Below are 17,857 nucleotides of genomic sequence, written 5' to 3' on the forward strand. Positions count from 1 at the left end.
TAACTTGCAGGTTTTATTGCGCATAAACGCCTGTAAGTTAGTTTTCTGTTTAAAAGTATTAGGCTGTTTTTTATGAGTAATAGTTTACCCGATATTACGGATCAAACCCGTGCACGTTATCAGGATATAGGGCTTATTTTAGGGCCTTTAGTGTTTGTTATTATGATGTTGTTAGGCTCCAGCCATACAACCTTGGAGCCAACGGCTTGGCGCGTTGCTGCTGTGGGAATGTGGATGGCCATTTGGTGGGCGACCGAGGCTGTGCCCGTTCCTGTAACCGCCTTTTTACCTATTGTTACCTTCCCTTTTTTAGGTATCAGTAGTATGGCAGACGCGACATCTTCTTACGCAAATCCCATCATTTATTTATTCCTAGGTGCATTTATTCTGGCTTTAGCGGTTGAGCGCTGGGATTTGCACAAGCGTATTGCGCTGGCTATTTTAAGCTACACCGGTACCGACGGACGACGCTTAATAGGCGGCTTTATGATTGTGGCGGCGCTGCTGTCAATGTGGATGACAAATACCTCTACCACTATGATGCTTATGCCTATTGCATTATCAGTTGCCAAAGTCATTGCCGACAACAACACGCATCTAGATGCAAAGCAAACGAAGTCTTTTCAGGCTGCCATGCTATTGGGACTTGCTTATGCCGCCACTATTGGTGGTTTAGCAACACTTGTTGGTACGCCTCCTAATGCCTTGCTGGCTGCTTTTTTAACTGAAAACTATAACATTCACATTACTTTCGCTAGCTGGATGTTGGTAGGCGTTCCGGTTACTGTGTGCATGCTGCCCCTTGCTTGGTTTTCGCTAACGCGCTGGAGCTTTAATATCGACATTCCGGCTAACCTTGCAGTTAACCAACATTTAGCAAAACTGCGTAGCGAGCTTGGGCCAATGAGCAAGGCTGAAAAGCGCGTTGCCATTGTGTTTTCTTTAGTGATTTTATTTTGGATGGCACGACGCCCCATATCTACCCTTTTAGGTATCGATTTTCTAAGCGATACGGGCATAGTGATGACAGCAGCCTTGATACTCTTTTTGTTGCCAAGTGGTGATAAATCGCAACCTCAAGTCATGATTTGGCATGATGTGAATCGTTTGCCTTGGGGCGTTCTCATCTTATTTGGCGGCGGTTTAGCCTTGGCGGCAGCGGTGTCTTCATCAGGACTAGCAACTTGGCTAGGCGGACATTTAACCTATCTTGACGCTTTTGGTATTTTCGCCTTAGTTATTGCTGCTACAGGCTTGGTCATATTTTTAACTGAATTGACGAGCAATGTTGCCACCGCAGCTACTTTTTTGCCGGTTGTCGCTGCGGTAGCGCTGGAACTGGGTGTCTCGCCACTACTGTTATGCGTGCCTATTACCTTAGCTGCAAGCTGCGCATTTATGCTGCCGGTTGCAACCCCGCCCAACGCCATTGTATTTGCCTCAGGTGTGCTCAATATTCCACAGATGATTAGAGCGGGCTTTATCTTAAATGTTATGGGTATGATTTTACTCAGTATCGTTTCTGTGTGGCTAGCGCCTTGGGTGTTCTCATGAAAAAGGCGTCAAATATGAAAAATGTAATCGGCAAATTATGTATATTAACTTTGCTTGGTATTTGGTCATTACATGGATTTGCATCAACTGTCAAACCGACATTAATTCAAGCGAAAATCGCGCCCGCTAAGGACGTAAAAAAAGCATTGTTTATGGGCAATAGTTTTAGCTTTTATAATAACGGTGTGCATAATCATCTGGGCAGTTTAGTCAGGGCTAGTGATAAATGGCGAGCGGGTGAGAATCGACTGCGTTTATCGACCTTGTCTGGTGGCCATATTTATGAACATTTGGACGATTTAGATTTTTTATTAGCAAAACCTAAAGGCACTTGGGAGGCGGTAGTTCTGCAAGGACACAGCAATGAGCCTATTGACGCTAAAAAACAGGCGCGGTTTACCAAGGCTTTGAAACAGGCCGTTAAACGAATCAAAGAAAAAGACTTACAGCCAATTTTGTTAATGACGTGGGGCTATAAAGGACAATTAGACATGGGTATGCAGCTTGCCAACGCGTATACATCTATAGCTAATGAACTCGATGTTTTGGTTGTGCCCGTGGGCCTCGCCTTTTGGCTTGCCGAACAAGAACTTCCCCATATCGAATTATTCGTGCCCGATGTGTTAGGAATTTCAAAAGATCAAGAGGGTCATGCGAGCTTAAGCTACAAAAAAGAGTTAAAGCATCCTAGTGTCGCTGGCACCTATTTAATGGCTTGCGTGCTGTACGCAAGTTTTTATCAGGAGTCGCCCCAAGGAAATATTTTTACGGCGGGGCTTGACCCAAGCCTTGCACTTGAATTGCAAAAACTAAGCTGGTTGGTGACGCAAGGATTTTATAAAAACGCTAAAAAATAGGTGCAGTATGCATAATGTAAAGACGAGTTTTGAACAAATAAACGTGCAAAAAAGAATAAGTCACTTAGCATTACTAAGCGCTTTTTTATTAGCGTTTAGCGCCTCTAGCTATGCATGCGAATTTAAAGATGTCCATTTTGCGGCTAACTTTGATGCTGGAAAGTTAGACGCTTGCGTGCAGCTAGCAGATGATGAATTTTCTAACAAACAATACGAACTGCTGAGCAAACCTGAAAATAGCCCTATTAACCCTAGCCCTTGGTATGCATTTAAAGTCATTAACCAAACACCAGCAAATACTCAGGAACTGCGCTTAGTGTTAAAAAGTGAAGGCGCCAAAGCACGCTATTCACCTAAAATGAGTATTGATGGCAAACATTGGCAGCCTATGCCTTTTGAAATAATCGATAGCAACATTCACATTAAGTTGACGCTTGGACAAGAGGCTATTTATATTGCCGCTCAAGAGATAGTTGACAACGCTTTTTATGCGCAGTGGATGAACAGTATTGCAGAAAACTCGCCGTTTTCACTAAGCAAATTGGGTTCATCTACCCAAGGCAGAAATATAGACGCGCTGGTGCATTCAAAACCTGAAAATAATGAATGGTTTTTAATTATTGGGCGCCAACATCCACCCGAAATAACAGGCGCTTTGGCACTTATTTCTTTTGTTGAACAACTATCTATAGAGCATGACCTCAACCGCGAATTTTTAGCCCGCTTTAATGTCATGATCGTGCCTAACTTGAATCCCGATGGGGTTGCCCACGGCAACTGGCGACATAACACTCTAGGTTCTGATTTAAATCGAGACTGGGGCAAGTTTACGCAAATCGAAACACAGCAGGTCAAATATTGGCTTGATTTAACCTTGATTGAGCAGCAAAGGCTTGTTTTTGCACTCGACTTTCACTCCACCCAACAAGATGTTTTTTATACCATGGGGTCTGACTACGCAGTAGCGCCACAAGACTTTTCAAAAGACTGGTTAAAGCGCCTTAAAAACGCCACACTGTCGTCTTTTGTTGTACGCCCGAGTCCAGGCACGAGCCCTGGTCGCGGTGTGTTTAAACAGTTTCTTGCAGATGAATACAAAATCCACTCTATCACTTATGAAATGGGTGATAATACCGATCGCCAATTGATCCGTCATGTTGCCCAAGAAGCCGCAAAAACACTTATGCAAAAAATGTTGGACACAGAACCGGAAAGTTTTATATTTACACCCTTGTTAGTGGAGCCTATTGTAAATGACAACCCTTCGAAGTGAAGGGAGCTTTAAGGGTATTTCAGTTGTTCACATTAGTTGGTTCGACTATTTAAAAACTACGTAGATTACAATAAAACATAATTCACCGAATTTCTAGTTGACATATAGACGTCTATACGGCAAATTGAACTTATGAAAACAAATAAGAACACTAACGACATAAACATAATTATAAATGCGCCTGCTATTATGCGTACTATTATGATGACCTTAAACAAGGGCAGATGTTAGCGGGTGTCAGTCTAGTTAACAAAAGCCCGCATTAAGCGGGTTTTTTTTGTGCAAGAATTTTTGAAAAGCGTTTGAGAAATAAAAAATTATCTAGTCAGTAAACTTAATTGATAAGGGCGGAATTGTAAATGAAGGTGTTAAAGTTTGGTGGGTCCTCATTGGCCGATGCTACTCGTTATTTGAATGTCTTTGAAATAAGTGCTAACACGCATAAAAGCAAAGACTGCAAGGGGGCAGCGGTGGTATTGTCGGCGCCTAAAGGGGTTACCAATGCGCTATCGTTATTGTGCGAGCAAGCCAGTATGGGTAAAGACTTTGGTGAATTATATGCCAAATTAGATATGACCCTGCATGGGATTGCGAATGAGCTGCACCTTAAGCTACCTAACTTCGATTTTGAGGGTGTAGACGCCTACATTAGCGAACGTCTAGCGCTATTGAAGCAGCAGCTAGACGGCATTAGCCTTCTTCGAATTTGCCCTGATCAGGTGACCGCCAGTATTTTAAGCATGGGTGAATATGTCAGTGTACGTATATTCAGCGCCATTATGACCGCTCACAATATTAAAAATCTCATTATTGATCCCGTTGAATACATTGTTGCTGAAGGCGATTACCTCGACAGCCTAGCGGTGCTGTCTGACTGCAGAGTAAGATTTAGCGACGTGCCCAGCGACGGCAGCACCTTGATTATCATGCCAGGCTTTGTTGCCGCTAACGAGCTAGGTGAGAAGGTAACCTTAGGACGCAACGGTTCAGATTATTCTGCCGCTATTTTGGCTGCCTGTATCAATGCTAGCTGCTGTGAAATTTGGACCGACGTAGACGGTGTTTACAATGCCGATCCTAATCAAGTTGAAGGCGCGGTATTAATCGACAAGCTGACGTATCAAGAAGCCATGGAGCTGTCTTATTTTGGCGCCAAAGTGTTACACCCTAAGACCATAGGCCCCATTGCGCAATTTGGCATTCCTTGTCTTATTAGAAACACGCTTAATACTGCTGCACCGGGCACCTTAATTAGCCATGAAGCTAGCGAAAAGTGGACTAGCGTCAAAGGTATTTCGCATCTAGAAGATATAGCGATGTTTAACCTGTCAGGCCCGGGTATGAAAGGTATGGTGGGCATGGCGAGTCGTATATTCGACGTCATTTCTAAAGGCAATATATCGATTAGCTTAATTACGCAAAGCTCATCGGAATACAGCATTAGCTTTTGTATTGCCCACAAAGACGCGGTAAGAGCAAAAGAGTTACTTGAAGAGAATTTTGCTCTTGAGCTAGCGAATCATTTACTTGAGCCCATAGAAGTGCGTGAAGATTTAGCCATAGTGACCTTGGTAGGCGACGGTATGCGCCAGTCTAGAGGTTTGGCGGCGAAGTTTTTCAAATCCCTAGCCCAAGCGCGTGTGAATAATGTGGCTATTGCGCAGGGTTCTTCAGAGCGTTCCATTTCTACGGTTATTGAAAACAGCAAAGCCAAGAAAGCAGTTAAGATTATTCACCAAAATTTCTTTACCAATATGCTCAGTATTGATGTAATTTTAATTGGCATAGGTACCGTTGGTCTGGAGTTGCTTAATCAAATTGGTAAGCAGCAGCAGGCTTTGTTAGGCCGCAACATTCGTTTAACAGTGTTTGGCATCGCCAATTCAAAGCACTGTCTATTGCAAAATACCGGCATAGATTTGTCGCAAGACATAAACGGGCTGTTAAAGCAAAGTACCGGGAGCTTCAGTGTTGACCGTCTGGCTAATTTTGTTAGTTATAACAGCCTAACAAACCCTGTGGTGGTAGACTGTACTAGCAATAAAAAGATTGCCAGCTTGTACGTGCATATGATGAAAGCTGGTTTTCACGTGGTCACGCCAAATAAGAAAGCCAATACCGGCGATTACGCAGACTACTTAATGCTCAAAAAGACCGCCCAGCAGTGCAACCGCCAGTATTTGTATGAAACCACCGTTGGCGCAGGTTTACCGGTAATTGACAATCTTCAAAAGCTGGTTATTGCAGGCGATAAACTTGAAAAGTTCGAGGGCATACTGTCAGGTTCGCTTTCCTATGTATTTGGCAAATTGGATGAAGGCATGAGTATTTCCAAGGCCACCGAAACGGCGAAAAAGAATGGTTTTACTGAACCCGACCCACGCGATGACTTAAGCGGTATGGATGTCGCACGAAAACTGTTGATCATGGCGCGTGAATCAGGCTTAAGTCTGGAGCTTAGCGATATTGAAATAGAGTCGGTGCTGCCGCCATGGTTTGATGCAAGCGGTGATGTAGCGTCGTTTATGGCAAACCTGCCAAAACTAAATCAACACATAGGCGAAATGGCCTACGCAGCTAAAGAAGATGGCAAAGTACTGCGATATGTAGGCTCCATTAGCGAAGGTCAGTGCAAGGTAAGTATTCAGGCGGTGACCCTGAGCCATCCGCTGGCCACCGTAAAAGACGGCGAAAACGCTTTGGCTATTCACAGTCACTATTATCAGCCTATTCCGTTTGTTATTCGTGGCTATGGCGCTGGCGCGACGGTGACCGCTGCGGGCGTATTTGCTGATATACTACGTACCATGCCCTTACAGTTGGAATTTAACTAATATGACAAGTACGCGTGCCTTCACACCCGCTTCTATTGGAAATGTAAGTTTGGGCTTTGACGTGTTAGGGGCAGCGCTTGCGCCTATTGACCAAACGCAACTAGGTGACTGGGTCGAAGTGTTTGACGCGGCGCAATTTTCGCTGACGCAAGACGGCCGTTTCGCACATAAACTGCCAGCTGATCCGCAAGGCAATATTGTTACAGCCTGCTATGCGCATTTTCAAAACGCTATGCAAAAAGCGGGGCTTACACCGTTGAAAGTGCGTCTGCATTTACACAAAAATCTCCCCATAGGCAGCGGTTTAGGATCTAGCGCAAGCTCTATTGTTGCCGCATTTTATGCCCTTAACGCACACGCTGAAAAAACGCTTGGGCGAGCGCCATTTGATAAAAACGAACTGCTGTATATGATGGGTGAGTTAGAAGGGCAAATCAGCGGCTCAGTTCACTACGACAACGTGGCCCCTGGTTATTATGGCGGCATGACATTAATGACCGGTGAGCATTCGCCAATTGCAATTCAACTACCGGTGTTTGATAATTGGTATTGGGTAAGTTCTTATTCGGGCCTGTCGGTGTCAACCGCGAAGGCCAGAGCATTGCTACCGACACACTATAGTTTGGCTGATGCGCTTAACTTTGGGCGCCAGTTAGCAGTATTTGTTGATAGTTTGCATAGCAACAATCAAAGCTTAGCGGCTAAAATGATGAAAGATGTCATTGCAGAACAACACCGTAAAGTAATGCTGCCTGAATTTGATAAAGCGCGCGCGTTTAGTGAGCAAAATAATGCCTTAAGTTTTGGTATATCAGGGTCGGGGCCAACCATATTTGTGGTAACTGACAGTCTTCAAAGCGCACAAGTGATTGAGCAATGGTTAAACCAGCACTACATTCAAAACAACGATGGCTTTAGCCATATTTGTAAAATAGATACTGTGGGAACCCGCATTATCCTACCAATAGGAAATGAATAAACTGTGGAATTAGTTAATTTAAAAGACAGTAGTGATACTGCAAGCTTTTGCTACGCCGTTCAAAAAGGCTTAGGTAAACAGCAGGGCCTTTACTTTCCCGAAAAAATCACCCCATTAGAAAATATCAACGCGCTACTTGCTATGCCTTTAGCCGAGCGTAGCGTGCAAATACTAAGCCATTTAATTGGGGATGAGTTACCCCATGCAACCGTGGCTGACTTTGTGAACAATGCCTTTACTTTTGCTGCGCCCTTAGTGGCTGTTAGTGATAACGTGTTTAGTCTAGAGCTTTTTCATGGCCCAACGCTGGCCTTTAAAGATTTTGGCGGTCGTTTTATGGCGCAGTGTTTAACCCATATTAGTAAGGGCAAACCTGTCACTATTCTTACTGCGACCTCTGGAGATACTGGCGCGGCAGTTGCACATGCCTTTCACGGTATTGACAATATCCAAGTGGTAATATTGTTCCCCAAAGACAAAATAAGCAAACTGCAGGAAAAGCTCTTTACAACCTTAGGCGGTAATATTCACACCGTGGCTATTCAAGGTGACTTTGACGCCTGCCAGCAACTTGTGAAAACTGCGTTTGACGATCCAGACGTACGCGATGGTTTGCACTTAAATTCTGCCAATTCAATTAATATTAGCCGGTTAATGGCGCAAATATGCTATTACTTTGAAGCCATTGCGCAACTGCCTGTAGAGAAGAGAGATAGAGCTGTATTTGCGGTGCCCAGTGGTAATTTTGGTAATTTGACGGCGGGTATTATTGCTAAGTTACTAGGCTTGCCTATTAAGCGTTTTATAGCCGCTACCAATAGCAACGACACTGTTCCGCGATTCTTGCACACTGGAAAATGGGAGCCTAACGCGACTATTCCCACCATTTCAAATGCAATGGACGTAAGCCAGCCAAACAACTGGCCGCGCATTCAAGCGATGGTTGATAAAGGTTGGATAGATGTCGATATTATCACAGGCGAAGCGGTTGATGAAGAATACACGCAGGTGGCAATGCGCCAGTTGGCGGCTTTAGGCTATATCTGTGAACCGCACGCGGCTATTGGCTATAGATCTTTAAGTAAGTCGCTGACAGGTGATGAAGTAGGGATCTTTTTAGGCACCGCGCACCCAGCTAAATTTAGAGAAACAGTTGAAAATGTACTAGGCCAATCAATAGCATTGCCAACGGCCTTAGCAGAAGCGTCGGCTAAAGAAGCGCATTTTACCGATATAGACAATAATTATGAAGCGCTTAAAGCGCATATGTTCAGCATCTTAAAATAAGCGCTGCGCCGCAATCAAAGGGTAGGTATGCAAGAGCACAATAAGATAGATTGGCAAACACTGCTTGGCGCCGAGAAAGAGAAAGAGTACTTTAAAGCACTCTTGGCGTTTGTGCAGTCAAGGCGCTTAAGTGGCATGAAAGTATTTCCGCCCAAAGCCGATGTGTTCAATGCTTTTTCACTTACGCCTTGTGATCATGTTAACGTTGTGATCCTAGGGCAAGATCCCTACCACGGCGAAGGTCAGGCTCACGGTCTTTGTTTTTCTGTGCAAGATAATGTGAAAATCCCGCCCTCTTTACGTAATATTTATAAAGAACTACAGACAGATGTTGCAGATTTTAGTATGCCAAAGCACGGCAACCTCACAAAGTGGGCACAGCAAGGCGTATTAATGATAAATACGGTGATGACAGTGGACGAAGCAAACGCGAACTCGCATAAAGGCATGGGCTGGGAGCAGTTTACTGACACCGTTATAATGCAGGTAAGTGAGCATCTTCAAGATCTTATATTTTTACTGTGGGGTAAGCCTGCGCAGCAAAAAATCAAATTAATCAACACGTCAAAGCACCATGTGTTGACTAGCGTTCATCCATCGCCGCTGTCAGCGCATCGTGGCTTCTTGGGGTGCAAGCATTTTAGCCAAGCCAATGATTTACTCATTAAGCTTGGCAAAAAACCTATAGATTGGCAAGTGCCATAAGGTATATGCTGTTAAGGATATGTCAGCGTCCTCGACTGAGTTCCGCCTCCCAGCTCATGTCCATATCGCATAGTTCTTTTTTTAATCTGAAACGATCTTTAATTGCCTCAATTTCGCGCCACTTTCTTTTTTTACTTTTAGTTTTCTCACCGCGACTCTCACGTTCTACCGCATTCAAAAAATCTATTGATTCCATGATATTTCTCCATTAGCTACAACGAGTGGTAAACCTACTGCATATATTGAGATTTTGCTGTTCGTGCTCTCGAATGTTTACTGTGACCAAACATAGTAGTATCACATACATCGGTAAAATAATATAACAATGTAAAGTTAATGTTAAGTTGGGATTACAATTTAGTAATAAAAATAAGAATAAAAATATTATTTTGCCTGCTTGAAGCGTTTAATGAGTGCTTGAGTAGAGGCGTCTGCGCCGTCAATATTCATCCTACCTTGGATCATATCAAGTACCTTATTACCCAGGTCTTTGCCTAGTTCAACCCCCCACTGGTCAAACGAATTCAAGTCCCAAATACAGCCCTGAACAAACACCTTATGCTCGTACAAAGCGATCAACGCGCCTAAGCTGGCAGGGTTAAGTTCATCAAATATTAAGGTATTGCTTGGGTTGTTACCGGGCATTGTTTTATGTGCCGCAAGTGTTTGCATTTCCTTTTCGGATAAACCAGTGTTGGCAAGCTCTTTGTAGCACTGTTCGAATGTTTTACCTTGCATAAGCGCTTGGGTTTGCCCAAAGCAGTTTGACGCCAGCATATCGTGGTGAGTTTGTTGCTGTGCTTGGTCTAAATAAGGCACTTTTACAGGAAACAAAAAGTCGCAAGGTATGGGCATGTTACTTTGGTGGATCAGTTGAAAAAATGAGTGCTGGGCGTTTGTGCCTTCCCCGCCCCATATAATAGGGCCTGTTCCATGATCTACCGCCTTTCCTTTAAGAGTAGTAGCTTTGCCATTACTTTCCATGTCAAGCTGCTGCACGTAGGCGGGGAAGCCTCTTAGGTAATGGTAATAAGGCAGCAGTGCATGTGACTGAGCACCCATGAAGTTGCGATACCAAATTCCTAACATCGCCATTATAACAGGCATATTTTGCGCAAGAGGTGCTTCTTGAAAATGGCAGTCCATTTCGTGAGCACCTTTTAGCAGGGCTTCAAAATGATCATAACCAAGTGCTAAACTAATCGGTAAGCCTATTGCTGACCACAACGAATAGCGTCCACCTACCCAATCGGCCATGGGAAATATATTGCTTTCGGCCATGCCAAATTCAACCGCCTTGGCCACATTTGAAGACACTGCTACGAAATGTTTCGCAATATCCTTTTTGCCAGCACCTTGGGCTAAAAACCATGCTTTGGCAGATAAAGCGTTTTGCAGTGTTTCTTGGGTGCTAAACGATTTTGAGGACATCACAAACAGGGTGTCGTGAGCACTACATTGCGCTAATACATCTGCTATATGGCAGCCATCAACGTTAGCTACAAACACCACTTCTAGCGCGGCAACTTTGCAGGGCTTAAGCGCTTGCGTCACTATTTTAGGGCCTAAGAATGACCCACCTATGCCAATTGCGACGACTTTTTTAATCGCTTTGCCGGTGTAGCCTCTGTGTGTTTTGTTGTGAATAGCTTGCGTAAAGGCTTTTACCTTTTGTAAGGTTTCCATCACCTCGGGCATGACGTCTTTGCCATCAAACATAACAGGCTTGCCAGAAAAGTTTCGCAGTGCGGTATGTAAAACAGCGCGCCCTTCGCTTGTGTTAATTTTCTCACCGCTGAACATAGCCTTGATTTTAGCTGGCAATAAGCGCTCGTTTGCCAATGCATAAAGATCATCAAGTACGTCTGCGCTTACTCTATTTTTTGAATAATCTAAAAACAAGCCAGCGGCATGTAGTGAATACTTTTCAGCCCGTAGGGGATCTGTTTTAAACATGTCGCGCATATGCTGACGCTTTACAAGCGGCGCATGGTGCTCAAGTGAAATCCAAGCATCTGTTTGTGTTAACTTATTCATTTATTTTCCTTTGCGTGAGCACACAACTACTTATACAAAAATATGATCACTTAGCGATTTAATTTTAGTGCTAACAGCGCTTCAAGCTTCACTTGGTCGCCAGCAAAGTTACGAATACCCTCACTTAGTTTTTGCGTTGACATGGCGTCCTCATTCATTTCCCACCTAAAGGCTGCTTCACTTAAAGGAGTAGGCGCGGGGCTTGTGGCGCCGTTGTCGACTAATTTAGGACTAAGAGTACCTGCAGTGTTGGCTAATTCTTCTAGCAACGGCGGGCTAATGGTGAGTCTGTCGCAGCCAGCAAGCTCTATTATTTCACTGGTGTTTCTGAAACTTGCGCCCATTACCACGGTTTTATAACCATGTTCTTTATAGTAATTATAAATGCTGGTGACCGATATAACGCCTGGGTCTTTAGCGCCATCAAAGTCTTCATTTTGCATATTTGCTTTATACCAGTCGAGTATACGACCTACAAATGGCGATATTAAAAAAGCACCTGCTTCTGCGCAAGCACGTGCTTGGGCAAAGCTGAATAATAAGGTTAAGTTGCAGTTAATCCCTTCTTTTTCAAGAACCTCTGCTGCTTTTATGCCTTCCCAGGTTGAGGCCATTTTTATTAATATTCGCGATTTATCAACCCCCGCTTCTTTATACATACCAATTAACTGTCTGGCTTTAGCAAGAGTGGCTTGGGTATTGAACGACAGGCGAGCGTCTACTTCTGTGGATATACGGCCTGGAATGACATTTAAAATTTCTTTTCCGATCAGTACCGAGAGTCTGTCGCCTGCCGCAGCAAGCTGCTCACTTTGTACATTACTTTGGCTTTTTGCATATTCTATAGACTGGTCTATTAAAGTGGCATAATAAGGCATAGACGCCGCTTTTAACAGCAGCGAGGGATTGGTGGTTGCATCTACCGGGGTATGTTTTTTTATTGCCTCAATGTCGCCTGTGTCAGCAACAACGGTGGTTATGGCACGTAAAGATTCTAATTGGTTAGACATGTATAAAGGCTCGCTTGTATTGAATTTCGTTAAAGCATCATCATATCAAGTATAGCGGTTGAAAAACCAGTGAAAACCAATCTATGGGTATAAAATATATCGTTAAAGTGGTTTTTGTATAACTAAAACTTGAGGTGTTTGCTGGCCAAGTTGCTTAACATTAGCGTATTATAATACGTATTAAAGGCCAAGTGCATGGCTTAACTCATTAACTAAAAGGTATGTTTATGCTTGTTGTTGTGTCACCGGCTAAAAATCTCGATTTTACATCACCGCTTCCTGCATTTTTGAACAGTGAAACGCAAGCATCGTTAGTCACTTCTCAGCCGTTGTTAATTGACAATGTGAAGGAGTTGGTTAAAAGATGTAAAACACTGTCTCCGGCAGATTTAAGCAGCCTAATGAAAATTAGCGATAAATTGGCCATTTTGAATGCTCAACGCTTTTCGAGTTTTGAGTTTCCGTTTACCGACAATAACGCACGCCCGGCCATGTATGCCTTTAACGGCGACGTTTATACGGGGCTAGATGCGGGGTCTTTAGACCAAAAATCCGTTGAATTTGCGAATGCGCATTTACGTATTTTGTCGGGTTTATATGGCACTTTAAAACCCTTAGATTTAATGCAACCTTACAGGTTAGAAATGGGCATTAAGCTAAAAGTAGACGATGCCAATAATCTGTATCAATATTGGGATAACACCATAAGCGCCGAGTTAAACAAGGCATTGAAAGACCAAGGTGACGAGGTGCTTATAAACTTGGCGTCTAATGAATATTTTTCTTCAATCAATACTAAACTTCTTAATGCGACGGTTATTACACCGCAGTTTAAGGATGAGAAGAATGGGAAATTCAAAATTATAAGTTTTTATGCGAAAAGAGCGCGGGGCTTAATGGCGCGCTTTATTATTGAGCATAAAGTTATGGATGTAAGCATTCTGAAACAGTTTGACGTTGACGGCTACTATTTTGATGAAAGTGAATCTAGTGATATCAAGCTAGTGTTCAAGCGCGCCCAGCGCTAGAGTATGCCAAGTGCGAAGCACAAGCTAGCGCGATATAAAACCGCTGAGTCTAGTCTTCAACATACATGGTTTGTTGGAATTGGAGGTTTTGATTACTGCGGCCCTGATTAATATCAATATCAAAACGCAGTATTTCTTTATCTGAAAACCCTACGCTGGCTAGATAATAAATTGCTTTGCCTTCTTTCACCTGCGTAAACGCAAGGGTTTTGCTTGTGCCCAGCAGATTACGCGCAGTGCCTGTAATATTTACTTCTTGTGCTTCTTTGGTGCGTTTGTTGAGCACCGAAATATTCACTAAGGCGTTTCTACCACTACGTACTATATTATTCGCTCGCGCTATTTCTGGTGATAAAAAAGTGGTCGTAAGGGCAATGTAATGCACTTCCCAATCTCCTAGGTCCTTTTTAATTTCAGCGCTGGCTTGCGCCGAAATAGCGGCAAAAATCACCCACGCTGATAAGCATATAAATTTAATTTTCATTTTCGTGTTTGCCTCTTTGTTCATATTCTGTGTCTTTGAGCGATCTTATGACGTGTATACAAATTTGCTTACACAAAGGGACCAAAAGCGCTGCCAAATAGATTAATGATAAACTGTAAACCCAGTAAAAATACCAATACAGACAAATCTAAACCGCCCATCTCAGGCATTATTTTACGAATAGGGCGCAGCAATGGCTCGGTTAATTGGCTCATCACCATTTCAACCGGATGACCGCCTTGGCTTACCCAGCTTAAAATTGCGCGAATAATCACAATGATAAATATAAGCCATAGCACCTGATTAACAAGGTTGAATAATGCAAATATAAAGGCTGTAAATAAAGGGGGAAGGGCGCCTTGAGCGATTAGCGCATAAGTCAATATTTTTACATATACAACCAGTATGGCAAATACCAGCGTGGCGGTATCTAATGGTCCAATTGACGGAACAATACGCCGCAGCGGGCCCACCACAGGCTGGGTTGCCTTCACCGTAAATTGACTGAAAGGATTGTAAAAATCTGCTTTTACCAACTGCAGCCAAATTCTAATCACTATTATCATTAAATACAGATTGAACACTGACATTAATAACGTTAACACGGGAGAAGCCATACTTATTTTTCCTATTAAAACTGTTCTGACATTTCTTTTGCACGAGCAACTGCGGCCTGCATGGCGCGTGCAAATATTTTGTCGATGTTGTCTTGCTGTAGGCTTTCAACCGCTTTAGCAGTCGTGCCACCTTTAGATGTAACTTGGGCCCTAAGCTGTGATAATTCTAGCTCTGGCGTTTTTTGCATAAGGCTGGCACTGCCTAGCATCGCCTGCTCAACTAAAGTGCGTGCACTGGTTTTATCCATGCCCATGTCAATCGCAGCGCGCTGCATTACTTCGGCAATTAAGAAGAAATATGCAGGGCTTGAACCCGCGGCGGCAATCACCGTGTTAATGTCATCTTCAGTCTTTACCACGACTGTTTTGCCCACGCTTTGCATTATTTGTTCCACTAAATGAACTTGTGAATCGGTAATGTCGCTAGTGGCATAAATCCCCGACATGCCTAAGCCAATGGCCGAGGGCGTGTTAGGCATTACTCTGACAATATGGGCATTTTCAGGTAAAAACTCACGCAGCCTTTTTACTGTGAGCCCGGCCGCAATAGACACAAACAAAGTGTCAAGGTTGTGTAATGTGAAGCCAGCGCATACGCTGTGCATTAAGTGCGGTTTTACCGACAGCATCACCACGTCGGCAAAATCGATGGCTTCTTGATTATTGTGCGTGGTATGAATGCCTAATGTGTCTTTTAAGGCATCAAGTTTCCCCGCACTGGGGTTACTTGCCATAATATTAGTGGGTAAATAACCCTTGTCTACGAGGCCTGAAATAATGGCTTTGCTCATGTTGCCTGCGCCAATAAAGCTAATTTTTTGTGTGTTATTCAAAATGTCCCCTGTTAGGTTAGTTTAGGTCAGTTTAGGTCAAGATAGCGTTAATGCTTAGTCGCGCTTGCCAAAAAGAGCGGTGCCTACCCGCACCATTGTGCTGCCATATTCTATCGCAATAGCAAGATCATCGCTCATGCCCATCGATAAGGTGTCTATGTTGTCAAAGCGTTGTGCGCATTGCGAAAATAAATCCTGCATTTTTGCAAAACTAGCCCTGCGCTCAGTATCACTCACGTCTGCTTTGGGTATAGTCATTAAGCCTCGGCATTTTATGCGGCTTAAGGGCTGCAGTTGTTCTATAAAGTTTATCACTTCTGAAGGCGCAATGCCTGCCTTGCTCTGCTCGTCGTCAATATTGACCTGCACGCACACATTTAACGGGCTTTGATGCGCACTACGCTGCTCATTTAGGCGCTTGGCAATTTTGATTCGGTCTAGCGAATGCATCCAATCAAAATATTCTGCAATGAGTTTGCTTTTATTTGACTGCAAGGGGCCGACAAAGTGCCACAAAATGTCTGAGTATGAAGACATTTGCTGAATTTTTTCGACCGCCTCCTGTACGTAGTTTTCACCGAAATCGCGGTGCCCGAATGCATACGCAACTACTATATCCGATACGGGTTTGGTTTTACTTACGGCCAGCAATTTAATATGGCTGGGGTCGCGTTTATTAGCGTTTGCTGCCTGTTTTATTTGGTCGTTAATGCGCGCAAAATTTGCCGTTAGTGTCGCTGTTGCTTGTGTAGTCTCGGTTGCCATAACATTTTTTACTTATAGTTGGAATTAGCCTGTGGATATTAACGAATTATTGGCCTTTAGTGTGCAAAATAAAGCCTCGGATTTACATTTAAGTGCAGGATTGCCTCCCATTATCCGTGTGGACGGTGAAATGCGAAAGCTAAATCTACCAGAGCTTGACCACAAAACCGTAAATGCACTCATTTTCGATATAATGAATGACAAACATCGTAAAGAATACGAAGAAAACCTAGAAGTAGATTTTTCTTTTGAAATACAGAACTTATCGCGCTTCAGAGTAAACGCTTTCACCCAAAACCGCGGCGCTGCTGCGGTAATGCGGACTATTCCCAACGAAGTCTTAAGCTTAGAACAGCTTGGCGCACCTGAAATATTCAAGAAAATAATTAATCAGCCAACCGGCATAGTGCTGGTGACGGGGGCTACTGGCTCGGGTAAATCAACCACGCTGGCGGCGATGGTTGACCATATTAATACTTATAAGCGCGAGCATATTCTTACCATAGAAGACCCCATTGAATTTGTACATCAAAACAAGCTGTGCGTACTAAACCAGCGTGAAGTACACCGCGATACTCACAGCTTTAATAATGCACTGCGCTCGGCTTTACGAGAAGATCCCGACGTAATAATGGTGGGCGAGCTGCGTGACTTAGAAACCATACGCCTAGCAATATCGGCGGCTGAAACCGGTCACTTGGTGTTTGGCACCTTGCACACTAACTCGGCACCCAAAACAATAGACAGAATTATAGATGTATTTCCTGCTGCAGAAAAGTCGCTGGTGCGCTCGATGCTGTCTGGGTCACTGCGCGCGGTTATATCACAAACCCTGCTGAAAAAAACCGGCGGCGGGCGCGTCGCGGCACACGAAATAATGATTGGTATTCCGGCCATTCGAAATCTAATAAGACAGGACAAAGTGCCGCAAATGTACTCGGTTATGCAAACGGGCCAAGCTCGTGGCATGCAAACCATGGAGCAGTGCCTCCAAAAATTAGTCGCCCAAGGCATTATTAGTCGTCAAGATGCAGCAGCCGAGTCAATCGATAAATCCTCGACGTTATTTTGATTGGTGAAATTCGCTCTATGGAAACCATAGAATATGCAATGTTGTTTGCCGAGACAGGACATTTATGTGTGGCGACTTTGCACGCAAACAACGCCAACCAGGCCATTGAGCGCATAATGCATTTACCTCCAGCGAGCAGTCACGCAAAGCGAAGGTTTGATTTAAGCCAAAACATTCGCGCCATTTTTGCCCAGCAACTTGTGCCAAATATTGACGGCAACGGCCGAGTAGCTGCGATAGAAATATTACTCAACACGCCGCTTATTAAAGCTCTTATTCAACGAAACGAAATTGGCCTTTTAAAAGAAGCTATGGTGAAGGGCCAAGATCAGGGCATGCAAAAGTGTGTCTATTGATATGGACAACTAGCCGGAATTATTCGTAGTTTAATTTTGAAATAATCAGTTTAATAGAAGATATCGAGCTTTGCGCAAGACTAATATATCCGTGAGCAGCAACGAGGTCACAAAAATTGTGGAAGGGGTGAGTGGCGTAAGCCTGAAGGAATTGCTAGAGTGCGTT

Annotated in this window: 16 protein-coding genes and 1 pseudogene; 10 read left to right on the top strand and 7 right to left on the bottom strand. The window is 43.7% G+C overall.

Going from position 1 to position 17,857, the window contains the following annotated elements:
- Positions 1–72: 72 nt before the first annotated feature.
- From GPUN_RS10290 to ung, 7 genes are all read left to right on the top strand, one after another.
- Positions 73–1,554 carry an SLC13 family permease gene (locus GPUN_RS10290; protein ID WP_006006391.1) on the top strand — a complete coding sequence of 494 codons (1,482 nt, stop codon included), beginning with the start codon at positions 73–75 and terminating at the stop codon, positions 1,552–1,554.
- A 14-nt stretch (positions 1,555–1,568) separates the two neighbouring features.
- Entirely contained in the window at positions 1,569–2,411 is an 843-nt protein-coding gene (locus GPUN_RS10295) for an SGNH/GDSL hydrolase family protein (protein WP_006006393.1), read from the top strand.
- A 7-nt stretch (positions 2,412–2,418) separates the two neighbouring features.
- Positions 2,419–3,684 (top strand): M14 family metallopeptidase, encoded by a 1,266-nt coding sequence (locus tag GPUN_RS10300; RefSeq protein WP_006006395.1) that lies wholly within the window; start codon positions 2,419–2,421, stop codon positions 3,682–3,684.
- Between the two features lie 359 nt (positions 3,685–4,043).
- Positions 4,044–6,518, top strand: coding sequence for a bifunctional aspartate kinase/homoserine dehydrogenase I (gene thrA, locus GPUN_RS10305; protein ID WP_006006396.1), 2,475 nt, complete (start codon positions 4,044–4,046; stop codon positions 6,516–6,518).
- A gap of 1 nt (position 6,519) precedes the next feature.
- Positions 6,520–7,497 carry a homoserine kinase gene (gene thrB / locus GPUN_RS10310; protein ID WP_006006398.1) on the top strand — a complete coding sequence of 326 codons (978 nt, stop codon included), beginning with the start codon at positions 6,520–6,522 and terminating at the stop codon, positions 7,495–7,497.
- 3 nt (positions 7,498–7,500) lie between these two features.
- The gene (thrC, locus tag GPUN_RS10315; RefSeq protein ID WP_006006401.1) at positions 7,501–8,784 is read left to right on the top strand and encodes a threonine synthase; all 1,284 of its coding nucleotides are present in this window, start codon (positions 7,501–7,503) and stop codon (positions 8,782–8,784) included.
- Between the two features lie 27 nt (positions 8,785–8,811).
- Entirely contained in the window at positions 8,812–9,489 is a 678-nt protein-coding gene (ung, locus tag GPUN_RS10320; RefSeq protein ID WP_006006403.1) for a uracil-DNA glycosylase, read from the top strand.
- A gap of 22 nt (positions 9,490–9,511) precedes the next feature.
- On the opposite strand, the gene GPUN_RS14000 is transcribed toward ung, so the two are convergent.
- The 3 genes from GPUN_RS14000 to tal form a co-directional block, all read right to left on the bottom strand.
- Complete coding sequence (locus tag GPUN_RS14000) at positions 9,512–9,685, bottom strand: DUF3545 family protein (RefSeq protein ID WP_006006406.1); 174 nt, start codon at positions 9,683–9,685, stop codon at positions 9,512–9,514.
- 188 nt (positions 9,686–9,873) lie between these two features.
- Complete coding sequence (pgi, locus tag GPUN_RS10325) at positions 9,874–11,526, bottom strand: glucose-6-phosphate isomerase (protein WP_006006408.1); 1,653 nt, start codon at positions 11,524–11,526, stop codon at positions 9,874–9,876.
- Between the two features lie 50 nt (positions 11,527–11,576).
- Positions 11,577–12,536 (bottom strand): transaldolase, encoded by a 960-nt coding sequence (gene tal, locus GPUN_RS10330; RefSeq protein ID WP_006006410.1) that lies wholly within the window; start codon positions 12,534–12,536, stop codon positions 11,577–11,579.
- A gap of 227 nt (positions 12,537–12,763) precedes the next feature.
- On the opposite strand from tal, the gene yaaA reads away from it, so the two are divergent.
- The gene (gene yaaA / locus GPUN_RS10335) at positions 12,764–13,564 is read left to right on the top strand and encodes a peroxide stress protein YaaA (protein ID WP_006006411.1); all 801 of its coding nucleotides are present in this window, start codon (positions 12,764–12,766) and stop codon (positions 13,562–13,564) included.
- A gap of 49 nt (positions 13,565–13,613) precedes the next feature.
- Here yaaA and GPUN_RS10340 read toward each other — a convergent pair whose 3' ends face one another.
- The 4 genes from GPUN_RS10340 to GPUN_RS10355 form a co-directional block, all read right to left on the bottom strand.
- Positions 13,614–14,048: a DUF4426 domain-containing protein gene (locus tag GPUN_RS10340; RefSeq protein ID WP_238528975.1), complete on the bottom strand. Its 435-nt coding sequence runs from the start codon at positions 14,046–14,048 to the stop codon at positions 13,614–13,616.
- Between the two features lie 68 nt (positions 14,049–14,116).
- Positions 14,117–14,665 carry a YggT family protein gene (locus GPUN_RS10345; RefSeq protein WP_006006415.1) on the bottom strand — a complete coding sequence of 183 codons (549 nt, stop codon included), beginning with the start codon at positions 14,663–14,665 and terminating at the stop codon, positions 14,117–14,119.
- Between the two features lie 14 nt (positions 14,666–14,679).
- Positions 14,680–15,498: a pyrroline-5-carboxylate reductase gene (proC, locus tag GPUN_RS10350; RefSeq protein WP_006006418.1), complete on the bottom strand. Its 819-nt coding sequence runs from the start codon at positions 15,496–15,498 to the stop codon at positions 14,680–14,682.
- 54 nt (positions 15,499–15,552) lie between these two features.
- Positions 15,553–16,263 (bottom strand): YggS family pyridoxal phosphate-dependent enzyme, encoded by a 711-nt coding sequence (locus GPUN_RS10355; RefSeq protein WP_006006421.1) that lies wholly within the window; start codon positions 16,261–16,263, stop codon positions 15,553–15,555.
- A 31-nt stretch (positions 16,264–16,294) separates the two neighbouring features.
- Between GPUN_RS10355 and GPUN_RS10360 the strand changes: the two genes are divergently transcribed.
- Both GPUN_RS10360 and GPUN_RS10365 read left to right on the top strand, forming a co-directional pair.
- Entirely contained in the window at positions 16,295–17,335 is a 1,041-nt protein-coding gene (locus GPUN_RS10360; RefSeq protein ID WP_006006424.1) for a type IV pilus twitching motility protein PilT, read from the top strand.
- Positions 17,323–17,676: pseudogene (locus tag GPUN_RS10365) on the top strand (ATPase, T2SS/T4P/T4SS family); the annotation flags it as partial. The gene GPUN_RS10360 and the pseudogene GPUN_RS10365, both read left to right, overlap by 13 nt.
- Positions 17,677–17,857 lie beyond the last annotated feature (181 nt).

Source organism: Glaciecola punicea ACAM 611, assembly GCF_000252165.1.
Taxonomy (GTDB): domain Bacteria; phylum Pseudomonadota; class Gammaproteobacteria; order Enterobacterales; family Alteromonadaceae; genus Glaciecola; species Glaciecola punicea.

Coding starts and splice junctions, on each gene's coding strand:
- GPUN_RS10290 (WP_006006391.1), top strand. CDS start 73: ATGAGTAATAGTTTACCCGATATTACGGATCAAACCCGTGCACGTTAT.
- GPUN_RS10295 (WP_006006393.1), top strand. CDS start 1,569: ATGAAAAATGTAATCGGCAAATTATGTATATTAACTTTGCTTGGTATT.
- GPUN_RS10300 (WP_006006395.1), top strand. CDS start 2,419: ATGCATAATGTAAAGACGAGTTTTGAACAAATAAACGTGCAAAAAAGA.
- thrA (WP_006006396.1), top strand. CDS start 4,044: ATGAAGGTGTTAAAGTTTGGTGGGTCCTCATTGGCCGATGCTACTCGT.
- thrB (WP_006006398.1), top strand. CDS start 6,520: ATGACAAGTACGCGTGCCTTCACACCCGCTTCTATTGGAAATGTAAGT.
- ung (WP_006006403.1), top strand. CDS start 8,812: ATGCAAGAGCACAATAAGATAGATTGGCAAACACTGCTTGGCGCCGAG.
- GPUN_RS14000 (WP_006006406.1), bottom strand. CDS start 9,685: ATGGAATCAATAGATTTTTTGAATGCGGTAGAACGTGAGAGTCGCGGT.
- pgi (WP_006006408.1), bottom strand. CDS start 11,526: ATGAATAAGTTAACACAAACAGATGCTTGGATTTCACTTGAGCACCAT.
- tal (WP_006006410.1), bottom strand. CDS start 12,536: ATGTCTAACCAATTAGAATCTTTACGTGCCATAACCACCGTTGTTGCT.
- yaaA (WP_006006411.1), top strand. CDS start 12,764: ATGCTTGTTGTTGTGTCACCGGCTAAAAATCTCGATTTTACATCACCG.
- GPUN_RS10340 (WP_238528975.1), bottom strand. CDS start 14,048: ATGAAAATTAAATTTATATGCTTATCAGCGTGGGTGATTTTTGCCGCT.
- GPUN_RS10345 (WP_006006415.1), bottom strand. CDS start 14,665: ATGGCTTCTCCCGTGTTAACGTTATTAATGTCAGTGTTCAATCTGTAT.
- GPUN_RS10355 (WP_006006421.1), bottom strand. CDS start 16,263: ATGGCAACCGAGACTACACAAGCAACAGCGACACTAACGGCAAATTTT.